Origin of the sequence: Flavobacterium sp. (assembly GCF_036782315.1) — a bacterium.
GTDB lineage: Bacteria > Bacteroidota > Bacteroidia > Flavobacteriales > Flavobacteriaceae > Flavobacterium.
Map to the genome: position 1 here is coordinate 338159 of NZ_DAIPZK010000002.1, position 12520 is coordinate 350678.

The window sequence follows — 12520 nt, forward strand, 5'->3', positions numbered from 1 at the left end:
CTTCAAAATAAATGACTCAAAAATTGCGTTTGAAATAATAAAACACAAAACATGAAACTAATTATTCCCTTACTTCTAATCTGCTTCTCATTTGGATGTAGGAAATCTGAAACTATTGCAGAAAACGTATCTGAATCAAAACCAACAACTCAACCCATAGAAAATCCAACTGATTTTTACGAAAAACTATCTAACGCAGCGCTTTCGATAATTGATCCCGAAGTGGTTTATACACCGGCTTATGTTGCGATAAAATATCCTAATGGTGATGTTCCTGCGAAAACGGGCGTTTGTACGGATGTGGTGATTCGTGCGTATCGAAAATTAGGAATTGATTTGCAAAAAGAAGTTCATGAAGATATGAAAGTGAACTTTTCTTTGTATCCTAATTTAGAAAAATGGGGTTTGAAAACTACAGATAAAAACATCGACCACAGAAGAGTTCCAAATTTAGAAGTTTTCTTTGCTCGAAAAGGAACAACTTTACCGATTACACAAAATCCTAAAGATTACAAAACAGGCGATTTAGTAACTTGGCTTTTAGCGGGCGATGCTATTCCACACATTGGTATTGTAACGCATATCAAATCAAAAAATGGCAACCCAATGATTGTGCATAACGTAGGAAGCGGACAAGTTTTAGAAGATTGTTTATTGAGTTGGAAAATTGTGGGGCATTATAAATATGGCAATTAGACAATTTTCAATGTGCCAATTAAATCTGTAGTAAAATTGACACATTGACCAATTGGCATATTGACTAATTGATTAAATCTTTCACTTCATCAAAATTCAATCCACCGTAATTTCCTGAGCTCATTAGTAATAAAGCAGAATTATCTAAATTTTGGCTGAATAAAAAGTCTTTGAATTCGGCTGGATTGGTATAAATAATCAAATCTTCTCTTTGGAACGATTGTGCGATTTGGTCATAAGTTACTTCTTCCAAACGTTTGATTTTTACGGCATCGGGCGAATAGAAAACAACAGCAACATCGGCTGCGTCTAAAGCGCCTTGGTATTCTTTTAAGAATTCGGCATTTAAACTGCTGTAAGTGTGCAATTCTAAACAAGCGATTAATTTTCTATCTGGATATTGTGCTTTAACGGCTTTAGTAGTAGCTGAAACTTTACTTGGGGAATGCGCAAAATCTTTGTAAGCTACTTTATTAGCACTTTCAGCAATTTTTTCTAATCGTTTTGAAGCACCTTTGAAACTAGCGATGGCTTCGTAAAATTCAGCTTCGTCAACGCCCATACATTGGCAAATCCATTTCGCACCAGCTAAATTACTTAAATTATGCGCTCCAAAAACTTCAATTGGCATTGGACCTTCTGGCGTATCTAATAAAGTTGTTCCATTTTCAACTGAATAGCTTGGTGTTTGATACGCAATTTTTCGGATTGGATTTTCGGTTCCTTCGGCTACTGCTTTTACAGCTTCGTCTTCTTCGTTATAGACTAAAATGCCACCACGCGTAATTTGGTTAGCAAAAATTCTAAATTGTTCTACATAATTATCAAACGTTGGAAATACGTTGATATGATCCCAAGCAATTCCTGATAACAACGCAATATTGGGTTGGTACAAATGGAATTTTGGTCGCAAATCGATTGGAGAAGTCAAATATTCATCGCCTTCTAACACAATAAAATCGTTATCTTCGGTTAAATGCACCATCGTATCGAAACCTTCTAATTGAGCTCCCACCATATAATCCACTTCGATATTGTGATAATGCATTACGTGTAAAATCATCGAAGTAATTGTGGTTTTTCCGTGCGAACCTCCGATTACTACTCGGGTTTTATTTTTTGATTGTTCGTATAAAAATTCGGGATACGAATAAATTTTCAAGCCTAACTCTTGTGCTTTCAACAATTCTGGATTATCCGCTTTTGCGTGCATTCCTAAAATAATCGCTTCGATATCGGTTGTTATTTTTTCTGGAAACCAACCTTCCTCAGCTGGCAACAAACCTTTTCTCTCTAAACGTGATTTGGATGGTTCGAAAATAGCGTCATCGCTACCTGTTACGTGATATCCTTTGTTGTGCAAGGCTAATGCTAAATTGTGCATGGCTGCGCCACCGATGGCTATGAAATGTGTTCTCATTTTTTATGTTGAATTGTTAAACTGTTAATTTGTTAAATCGATTAAACGATTCAACATTTTAACAATTACACTATTTGTTTTCAAATTGTTCTTTTAACTTATTGGCTTTCGCTTTATCTTTTAACTTATTCAAATATAAGTCATATAATTTTTCGAAAGTAGTTTTTGAATTGCCAATTTCGTGTGCTTTTTTATAATGGATTTCGGCTTTTGCATAGCGACTGAAATATACATCGATATACCCTTTTGCCAAATAACCATCTACCTTTGACAGAGCCATCAATTCATCGGCATATTTTTGGGCTTTTTTTTCGCTTCCACCAATGATTCCTGGCAATTCGATATATAACATCACTAATGCCCAACGTGTATCGATATGTTTTACATCTAATTTTGCTGCAGTTAAAAAAGATTCTTCCACTTCATCAATCATTCCTAAAGCCTTGAATTTGTTCGATTCTTTAGCTTTCATTCCCAGTGCACCACCATATTTATACCAATAATTAGCATTTTTAGGATGACTAATTTTTAGTCTTTTATAGTTGGTAATCGCCACATCCCAATCTTTTTGATGTCCAGCAATATCGCCAAGATATTCAATGGTTTTGGTGTGATTCGGTTGTGATTTTAAAAACTCTGAAAATAGTTTTTCTGCCTCGTTGTATTTTTTTTGCGCATACAAATTCTCAGCCTTTTCATAAGTGGATTGCGAAAAGACTGAAAACGAAAAAAATAGGAAAAACAATTGGATAATTTTCATTTTTCAAAAATAGTGAAATGATTTTAGTTAATTTTACTTACAAAATGATTTATATTCGATTTTTTAATAAATGATGAAATATTTTTTACTATTGTTATTTTCTTTACCCTGCTTCTCTCAAGTACTATTTGAAGGCGTCATAAAAGATGCTGCCACTAAAGAAGTTTTGCAAGGAGCATCTATCTATGTCCCAAATTCAACTCGTGGAACTTACAGCGATTTGGAAGGAAAGTTTAGTTTAGTACTTCCAATAACTTCAAAAGAAATTGTAGTAAGTTTTATCGGTTATACCACTATTAAAACTAACATTGATTTATCTGATGGAAAAAATCTCAATAAAACAATCTATTTAAGAGAGATAAAAAATGAGCTAAATGAAGTGATTGTTATCAAACAAAAACGGGATAAGAATTGGGAAAAAATGTTTCAAGTTTTCAAAACTAATTTTATTGGAAACAGTGAAATAGCCATTAATGCTGAAATTTTAAATCCCGAAGATCTAATTCTAAATGAAGAAGAAACACCCGGAAAATACAAACTTACTGCTAATGCAAATAAACCATTACAAATTAAAAATAAAACTACTGGTTACATTATTAGCTATGAATTAATTCAATTCAATCATATTGTAATTGGTCATAGTCAAATTTACACTTTCTACTTAGGATACCCTTTTTTTAAAGACATCACAAAAGAAGAAAAATTAAATCAAAAAAAGATTCAGAAAAAAAGATTGGAAGCTTATTTAGGTTCACCTATGCATTTTATTAGAGCTTTATATAACCAAAATCTAACGGAAGAAGGTTTTAATGTAAGACAATTAATAAAAACACCAAATCCTGATTATCCCAGTGATACTGAATTAGAAAAAATATTAACCGAAGTAAAACAAACGAATGATTATTCACTAATTCGAAAATTACCTCAAAAAGAAATCAATAAATTAGAAACTACTCTTTTGCCAATTTCAAAATTCACAATTGAAGAAAATGAAAAGAAATTAATAAAATTTGACAATTACCTTTATGTTACTTATATTAAAGCAGCTCCAGATGAAAAATATTTAATATATAGCCCAAAAAGCGAAAGCACTTTTCAAGTATCTCAATTAAAAAATGAAGATGAACCGGTTGAATATTTTGCTGATGGAAATTATTACAACCCAGCTAACTTATTCTTTTATGGTTATATGGGTTGGAAAAAAGTAGGCGACATGCTACCTTTTGACTATCAACCATAAAAAAACGACTTGATTTCTCAAGTCGTTTTAATTTTATTGTATTTAGAAATTACTTCACAATTGTCATTTCGTCAACAATGTGTTTAGCTCCTGAGAAATTCTCAATTACCCATAACACGTAACGAATATCTACGTTGATTGTTCTTTGTAATTTTTTGTCAAAGATTACGTCACCAGCCATAGCTTCGATGTTTCCGTCGAATGCTAAACCGATTAATTCACCTTTTCCGTTTAATACTGGAGAACCAGAATTTCCTCCTGTAATATCGTTGTCAGTTAAGAAGTTTACATGTAAAGAACCGTCTTTATCTGCATAACGACCAAAATCTTTTACAGCGTTCATTTGTAATACTCTTTCTGGTAAATCGAATTCTAAATCACCTTTTTTGTATTTTTTAACTTGACCAGCTAATGTAGTATAGTTATTGATTGAAGCATCATTACGTTTGTCTGCTGGTAAAGAACGAACTTTTCCATATGTTAAACGTAAAGTTGAATTAGCATCTGGGTATTGAATTGAAGCAATTTTAGATTCTCTCAAACCTTCCACTAATAAACGGAAAGATGCACCAAAATCATTTTGAGCTTTAATTAAATCTTCACTTCTATAACTGTAATGTGTAAATAAATCATTAGTTAACACATAAAGTGGATCGTTTTTAAGCAATTCTTCAGATGGTAAATCTAAAAATGCTTTTACTTTATCTTTAGAGGTAAATATACTTAAATCAAAAGCAGCATTTACATATTTTGTAAAATCACCATTGTTTTCTTTTGATAATTTCTCAACCATTGGAGCTAGTTTATAACCCGCTTTTTTGGAATATAAATTCAACTGAGCTGCTAAGATATCTTTCTCTGCTGGAATGTGCATTTCTTTATACATTTCATCCACCATTTCTAAGATAGCTGGAGCCATTTGAGCTCTTTTTGTAGCATCAGCTTTAGCATAATTTTCTAATTGTCTTCCTAAACCTCTGCTAACTGTTCCAAAAGCTGAAGTTCTGAACAATTGCATCATATAATTGTCATGACGCGATTTCTCATTCGTCATAGCATAATATTTATTGATTGTAGGAACCACATTTCCGTATTTTGCTTTGTTAGCTGGTTGATTAGCCCATTTGTGGAATTTTGCTTCTTGAGCTGCTTTTGTTTTAGCTGTACCAAATTTTGATAATGCATCTATCATTCCTTGACGATTTTTCCAGTAGTTAGCAACTCCTGCAAATTTTGAAGCATATACAAGGTTTAAAGCATCAGACTGAACCATGTATTTTTTCATGTTATCCATTCCAGTTTTAGAACCTTCAACCCAAGCTGGATATGCAAATTTCACATTTTGTTCAATTCCACCTGCTGGCATCCAACGGTTAGTTCTTCCAGGATAACCTAAAATCATAGCGAAGTCGTTTTCTTTAACTCCACCAATGTTTACTGGTAAATAATGTTTTGGTTTTAATGGAACGTTACTTGGAGAATACTCTGCTGGATTTCCGTTTGCGTCAGCATATACTCTAAACATAGAGAAATCTGCTGTATGGCGTGGCCATTCCCAGTTGTCTGTATCACCACCAAATTTTCCTAAACTTTCTGGTGGAGTTCCCACTAAACGAACATCTTTGTAGTCTTGGTAAACAAAATAGTAATATTCGTTTCCTTGGAAAAACGGACGAACAGAAACCGTATATTTTCCACCTTCGTTATTTTCTTTTTCAATTTTAGCGATTTCAGCATTGATAGCTTTTTCTCTATCTGCTTCGCTCATATTTGGATTTACAACAGATAAGATTCTTTTTGTACAATCATCCATACGCACAAAGAAACGTACATATAAACTTGATGGTTTCAATTCATCTGCTCTGTTTTTTGCCCAAAAACCATTTTTTAAATAATTTTTTTCTGCTGAAGACAATTCTGCAATTGCATCATAGCCACAGTGGTGATTGGTTAAAACTAATCCATCTTTAGAAATTAATTCTGCAGTACATCCACCATTAAATTGCACAATTGCATCTTTTAAACTGTGGTTGTTTATACTGTAAATTTCTTCGGCTGTTAATTGTAAGCCCATTTTTTGCATGTCGCGGTGATTTAAACGTTCAATGAACATTAAAAACCACATTCCCTCGTCTGCTTTTACCGAAGCTGGCACTAGCATGATAGCTGAAACGACAAATAATAATAATTTTTTCATAATAAATATGTGTCTTTTGATTTGTGTGGCGAATATACTTAAAAATACGATTTAGATAAAATTATCACTTTAAAATTGGTTTGGATTGAAACAATTTTAACTTTTTATTATAAAAACTAGATTTAAAAGAAAAAAGCATCTCCAAATTGAAGATGCTTTTTATTACTTTTATATGAATTTATTTTGTTTCTACATTCAACATTTGCCACAATTTGTCTTTCAATTCTTGTAAACCTTGTTGAGCAACAGATGAAATAAACATATAAGGTGTTCCTTTTAATTCTTTATCCAATTGTTTTTTCAATTCTGCTTTTAATTCATCATCTAACATATCGCATTTTGAAATTACAACTAAGCGATCTTTATCCAACATTTCCGGATTGTAACGACGTAATTCATCTAAAAGAATTTCATATTCTTTCTTAATATCATCGGCATCAGCAGGCACTAAAAACAACAAAGTTGAATTACGTTCAATGTGACGCAAAAAGTAATATCCTAATCCTTTTCCTTCTGCAGCACCTTCAATAATTCCAGGGATATCAGCCATAACAAACGATTGAAAATCTCTGTAAGCTACAATTCCTAAATTAGGTTTTAAAGTCGTAAACGGATAATCAGCAATTTTTGGCTTAGCCGAAGTTAAAACAGAAAGTAAAGTTGATTTTCCTGCATTTGGAAAACCTACTAAACCTACATCTGCTAATACTTTTAATTCTAAAGTAACGTCAACTTCTTTTACAGGCATACCTGGTTGCGCATAACGAGGCGTTTGATTAGTAGCGCTTCTAAAATGCCAGTTTCCTAAACCTCCTTTTCCTCCTTCTGCTAAGATTTTTACCTCATCATGCTCTGTAATTTCAAACAAAACATCACCAGTTTCTTGATCTTTTACAACCGTTCCTAATGGAACTTCGATGTATTTATCTTCTCCATCATGTCCGGTACTTCTTGAGCTTCCTCCATCACCTCCGTGACCCGCACGAACGTGTTTCAAGAATTTTAAATGAAATAAAGTCCAAAGATTTTTATTTCCTTTGATATAAACGTGTCCACCGCGACCACCATCTCCACCATCTGGCCCACCTTTTTCAATAAATTTTTCTCTGTGTAAATGCGACGACCCTTTTCCTCCCTTTCCGGAAGAAACATATATTTTTACGTAGTCTACAAAATTACCTTCAGTCATTCTTTCTTTTCTTTAAATTATTCTTGACAAAGACTTATATTAAACCGAATGCCCACTGGACATTCTCCTCTTAATATCAAATCCTCTGTCATCTTTTCTTTTATTCTTTTAAATTGGTAATTAAAACTTTGTCAATTTTAACACCATCCATATCAATAACTTCGAACTCTAGTTTGTTCCAAATTAACTTTTGTCCTTGTTTGGGGATAACTCCTAATTCGGTAACAATTAAACCACTTACAGTCGTAACTTCGTAATCACCAATTAAATCATCCATATCAAAATAAGTTAAGAAATCATGCAAAGAATAATGTCCGTCAACCAACCACGAACCATCTTCTCTTGCCACTAATTTAAACTCATCTTCATAGAAATCTGCTGCATCTCCTACTAAAGCTTCTAAAATATCATTCAATGTGATAATTCCTTGAAAAACTCCGTGTTCATCGGTAACTAATGCGTAATGCACTTTTGTTTTTTTGAAATTTTCTAACGCTTTATAAGCAGAAGTATGCTCAATAAGATATACTGGTTCTTGTGTAATTTTCTTTAAATCGAAATTGCCTTGCTCAAAACTAGCAAACAAATCTTTTAAAGAAACCACTCCTTCTACATCGTCTAAATTGTCCTCACAAACGGGATAAACCGAGTGTAATTCATCTAAAACTTTTGCTTTGATTTCTTCAATTGTATCTTCGTATGACAAATAAATAGTCGATTTTCGATGCGTCATTAACGAATTTACTTTTCTGTCTCCAATATGAAACACGCGCTCTACAATATCTTGTTCAATTTCTTGAACTTCTCCTACCTCTGCCCCTTCTTTGATTATAGCTTTGATTTCTTCTTCTGTAACTTTACCATCGGCTGTTGGTTTTATTTGAAAAATTTTCAATAAAAATTCAGTTGAAGTGGTTAATAACCATATAAAAGGCATTGTTACAGTAGAAACTAATTTCATAGGAACAGCAACTGCTTTTGCAATTCCTTCAGGATAATTTAACCCAATTCTCTTTGGTAATAACTCTCCTAAAACCAAAGAAAAAAATGTTAAAATGACTACTACAATTCCAACAGATATGGATTGTGAATATGGCTTTAACAATTCAAAACTTGAAACAAACACTTTAACATCCGTCGTAATTTTATCTCCAGAATAAATACCAGTTAAAATTCCAATTAAAGTAATTCCGATTTGAACGGTTGACAAAAATTCGTTTGGTGAATTGGCTAAATCTAAAGCTACTTTTGCATTCTTATTTCCTTTTTTTGCTGCCGTTTCCAATCGGTTTTTACGAGCCGAAATCAAAGCGATTTCTGACATTGAAAAAACGCCATTCAAAACAATAAGAAAAAGAATAATTAAAATTTCCATAGTTAAAATTACAAAAAAAGAGCAATATTCCGTTTCAAGAAATCGCTCTTTTCCGTTTGCAAATATCTAAAAAAAAAATGAAAGCCCGAAATTTATCTCTCGGGCCTTATTTTCTTATTGAAATGTATCTAAAACCAAACTTAATCTTTCGGTAACTTCTTCAATAGTTCCAATGCCATCGACTGCATAAAATTTGTGTTGCGCTTTGTAGTAATCCATTAAAGGAGCTGTTTTTTCATTATACTCCTGGTAACGATTTCTAATTTTTTCTTCGTCTTGATCGTCTGCTCTTCCCGAAGTTTTTCCTCGTTCCAATAAACGTTGTACTAAAATTTCATCATTAGCCTCTAAGGCAACTGTAGCTGTAATTTCTTGATTTTTACCTGCTAAAAATTTATCTAAAGCTTCTGCTTGCGCAATTGTTCTTGGAAAACCGTCAAATAAAAAGCCTTTTGCTTGTGGATTTTTCTCTACTTCATCTTGTAACATATTAATAGTTACTTCATCTGGAACTAAATCACCATTATCGATGTAAGATTTAGCCAATTTCCCTAATTCAGTGTCATTCTTCATATTGAATCGAAAAATATCACCTGTAGATAAATGTACTAAATTGTATTTGTGTTTTAAAAAATCGGCTTGTGTTCCTTTTCCGGCACCTGGCTTACCAAATAATACGATATTAATCATTGTTTTTGTTGTGTTTATAAATTTTAGTCTTTATTCTATTTTCTTTATTCTATTTTTCTTTACTCAGACAATTGATATACATCTTTCAAATTTCTTCCTAAACCATCGTAGTCTAAACCATAGCCAACAATAAATTTATTTGGAATTCGAATACCTACGTAATCTAACTTAATGTCTTTTTTGTAAGCTTCAGGTTTTAAAAACAAAGTGGCTATTTTGAAATGTTTTACCTTATGTTGCTTCATAATGGCTTTTAATTCTTCTATTGTATTTCCTGTATCTACAATATCTTCCACAATAATTACAGAACGACCTTCTAAACTTTGGTTCAAACCAATTAGCTCTTTTACTTCGTTTGTGGTTTGCGTTCCTTCATACGAAGCCATTTTTACGAATGAAACTTCGCAATTGTGACTGTATTTTTTCAACAAATCAGCCACGACCATGAAAGCTCCATTCAATACACCAATAAAAACAGGAACATCATCACAAAAATCGTCTTCAATTAGTTTTACCATGTTTTCAATGGCGAAGTTAATTTCCTCTCCCGAGATAAAAACTTCAAATTTCTTATCGTGTAGTTGTATCACTTTGGTTAGATTTAGAAATAAACAACAAATTTAAGAAAGTCAACTGAATAGCTATAAAGTATTTCAACTTTTTTGCAAATTTGATATATTTACCAAATGAAAACTGATTTAGCATCTAAAATTAACCAAACTACTGCTCACAGAAAGAGTCGTGTTTCTTTGAGCAATTATATTATTAGTCATGAAGATTTACTCAACGAATTCGTAGGAATTGCATTTGACATACAAAATGAAAATCATATAAAAGCATTTTGGAGTTTAGAATTAGTTTGTGAGAAAAAATTAAAACTTTTTGTTCCCTTTCTTGATTCCTTTTGCGAAGTTTTACCTAAATTAAAAAATGATTCTGCAATTCGACCAGCCACAAAAATTTGTATGTTTTTAGCGAAAAGTAATCACAGGAAAAACGGCATTTTGCTCACACAAGAACAAGAACACAATTTAATTGAAGCACTAATTGACCGTTTGATTCAAAACGAAAAAGTAGCTGCAAAAGTGTATGCTATGAGAGCACTTTTTGTTTTGGGAAAGAAATATAAGTGGGTTCACGAAGAATTAAAAACCATCATAGAACAAGATTATTCGAATCATTCTGCAGCTTACAAAGGAGCCACTCGAGACCTTTTGAAAAAACTTAATAAATAGTATTTTCTGAATTCTAAATTCTGAATTCTAAATTCTTACTCTTATCTTTGCGCAAACAACAACACTACAAAATGAATTATTTTTCTTCTGATTTTAAATTAGGAATTTTAGGAGGTGGTCAATTAGGGAAAATGCTTTTGACCGAAACTCGAAAATTTGACATCCAAACTTTAGTTTTAGAACCAAGCGAAGAAGCTCCAGCACGATACAGTTGTAATGCATTTTATAAAGGCAGTTTGATGGATTTTGACACCGTTTACCAATTTGGTCAAATGGTCGATTTGTTAACTATCGAAATTGAAAATGTAAATCTAGACGCTTTAGATAAATTGGAAGCAGAAGGATTACCGATTTACCCTTCGCCAAAAACCTTACGTTTGATTCAAAACAAAGGAAAACAAAAAGATTATTACGTTTCAAACGATATTCCCACTTCGACACACCAACGATTTGTTGATTTGAACGATTTGAGAAACGCTTTAGCAAAAGACGAATTAGATTTTCCATTTGTATGGAAATGTGCGCAATTTGGTTACGATGGTAACGGCGTTAAAATTTGTCGCTCGGCATTAGATTTATTAAAATTACCCGATGTGGAATGCATTGCCGAAGAAATGGTACCGTTCAAAAATGAATTAGCGGTAATTGTGGCTCGTTCTGTTTCTGGAGAAGTGAAAACCTATCCAGTAGTAGAAATGGAATTTCATCCCGAAGCCAATCAAGTAGAATACGTAATTTGTCCGGCTCGAATTGATGAAAAAGTAGCACAAAAAGCTACCGAAGTTGCATTAAAAGTTTCTGAGGCATTTCATCACGTAGGATTATTAGCAGTAGAGATGTTCCAAACTGCTGACGATGAAATTTTGGTAAATGAAGTCGCACCAAGACCACATAATTCTGGACATTATTCAATTGAAGCGAGTTATACTTCGCAATTCGAAAATCATTTACGTGCGATTTTAAACTTACCTTTAGGAAATACCGATAGTAAAGTTGCCGGAATTATGGTAAATTTGGTAGGTGAAGAAGGGTATTCTGGACAAGTAGTTTACGAAAACATAGAAAAAATCATGGCCATCGATGGCGTAACTCCACACATATACGGAAAAAGAGAAACAAGACCTTTCCGAAAAATGGGACACGTTACGATTGTGAATGAAAATATGACAGAAGCAAGAAAAGTTGCAGAGGAAGTGAAGAATAGTATTAGAGTAATTAGCAGCCCCCTAACTCCCAAAGGGGGAATTTAAAACCGAATTGAAAATGACAAATAAAATTTTAAATTAATAAAAAATGAATGAATTAGCTAAAAAAGGAAAATATAGAACATTACTTGTTTTTTTAAGTATTTTACTTGTTTCAATTCATACAATATATTTTTACCATTCTGTAAGACCAGAAATCGAAACAAAGAAACTAATCCAACAAATAATAAGATTTTGTCTTACCATAGGCATTTTATATTTTATTTACATTGGTAAAAATTGGGCTAAAAATCTTTCAATAATATTATTTATCCTCGCAACAATTGGGGCAATTTATGGTTTACTAAATTTTGAAACGCCATTAATTATAAAATCTCCATTTATTGTTATGATAATGGTATATTCAATTGCAATTTATCATTTACAATTTTCAAAAAGTTTTAAAGAATTTATTAAATTTCAACAAACAACTAACCAAAAAAACAACCAAAACCCTACTCACCCCTAGTAGGA

12 protein-coding genes are annotated in these 12520 nt (G+C 32.4%); 5 read left to right on the forward strand and 7 right to left on the reverse strand.

Features of this window, described 5'->3' with window-relative positions; translation table 11 throughout:
• Positions 1-51 precede the first annotated feature (51 nt).
• Positions 52-696: a DUF1287 domain-containing protein gene (locus tag V7P59_RS03470; protein ID WP_333808777.1), complete on the forward strand. Its 645-nt coding sequence runs from the start codon at positions 52-54 to the stop codon at positions 694-696.
• 64 nt (positions 697-760) lie between these two features.
• Here the strand turns inward: V7P59_RS03470 and V7P59_RS03475 are convergent, their stop codons facing one another.
• Positions 761-2116, reverse strand: coding sequence for a UDP-N-acetylmuramate--L-alanine ligase (locus V7P59_RS03475; protein ID WP_333808778.1), 1356 nt, complete (start codon positions 2114-2116; stop codon positions 761-763).
• A 70-nt stretch (positions 2117-2186) separates the two neighbouring features.
• Positions 2187-2876 carry a tetratricopeptide repeat protein gene (locus tag V7P59_RS03480; protein WP_333808779.1) on the reverse strand — a complete coding sequence of 230 codons (690 nt, stop codon included), beginning with the start codon at positions 2874-2876 and terminating at the stop codon, positions 2187-2189.
• 70 nt (positions 2877-2946) lie between these two features.
• On the opposite strand from V7P59_RS03480, the gene V7P59_RS03485 reads away from it, so the two are divergent.
• Positions 2947-4116: a carboxypeptidase-like regulatory domain-containing protein gene (locus tag V7P59_RS03485; RefSeq protein ID WP_333808780.1), complete on the forward strand. Its 1170-nt coding sequence runs from the start codon at positions 2947-2949 to the stop codon at positions 4114-4116.
• Between the two features lie 49 nt (positions 4117-4165).
• Here V7P59_RS03485 and V7P59_RS03490 read toward each other — a convergent pair whose 3' ends face one another.
• The 5 genes from V7P59_RS03490 to hpt form a co-directional block, all read right to left on the reverse strand.
• Entirely contained in the window at positions 4166-6313 is a 2148-nt protein-coding gene (locus V7P59_RS03490; protein WP_333808781.1) for a S46 family peptidase, read from the reverse strand.
• Between the two features lie 178 nt (positions 6314-6491).
• The gene (gene obgE, locus V7P59_RS03495; RefSeq protein WP_333808782.1) at positions 6492-7502 is read right to left on the reverse strand and encodes a GTPase ObgE; all 1011 of its coding nucleotides are present in this window, start codon (positions 7500-7502) and stop codon (positions 6492-6494) included.
• A gap of 100 nt (positions 7503-7602) precedes the next feature.
• Positions 7603-8826, reverse strand: a complete 1224-nt coding sequence (locus tag V7P59_RS03500) for a hemolysin family protein (protein ID WP_442902412.1) — start codon at positions 8824-8826, stop codon at positions 7603-7605.
• A 165-nt stretch (positions 8827-8991) separates the two neighbouring features.
• Complete coding sequence (locus tag V7P59_RS03505; protein ID WP_194095255.1) at positions 8992-9567, reverse strand: adenylate kinase; 576 nt, start codon at positions 9565-9567, stop codon at positions 8992-8994.
• Between the two features lie 59 nt (positions 9568-9626).
• Positions 9627-10157, reverse strand: a complete 531-nt coding sequence (gene hpt / locus V7P59_RS03510) for a hypoxanthine phosphoribosyltransferase (RefSeq protein WP_333808784.1) — start codon at positions 10155-10157, stop codon at positions 9627-9629.
• A gap of 96 nt (positions 10158-10253) precedes the next feature.
• On the opposite strand from hpt, the gene V7P59_RS03515 reads away from it, so the two are divergent.
• The 3 genes from V7P59_RS03515 (at position 10254) to V7P59_RS03525 (ending at position 12515) form a co-directional block, all read left to right on the forward strand.
• On the forward strand, positions 10254-10802 hold the full coding sequence (locus tag V7P59_RS03515; protein ID WP_333808785.1) for a hypothetical protein: 549 nt from the start codon (positions 10254-10256) through the stop codon (positions 10800-10802).
• A 71-nt stretch (positions 10803-10873) separates the two neighbouring features.
• Complete coding sequence (locus tag V7P59_RS03520; protein WP_333808786.1) at positions 10874-12052, forward strand: 5-(carboxyamino)imidazole ribonucleotide synthase; 1179 nt, start codon at positions 10874-10876, stop codon at positions 12050-12052.
• A gap of 43 nt (positions 12053-12095) precedes the next feature.
• Positions 12096-12515 carry a hypothetical protein gene (locus tag V7P59_RS03525; RefSeq protein ID WP_333808787.1) on the forward strand — a complete coding sequence of 140 codons (420 nt, stop codon included), beginning with the start codon at positions 12096-12098 and terminating at the stop codon, positions 12513-12515.
• Positions 12516-12520: the final 5 nt, after the last annotated feature.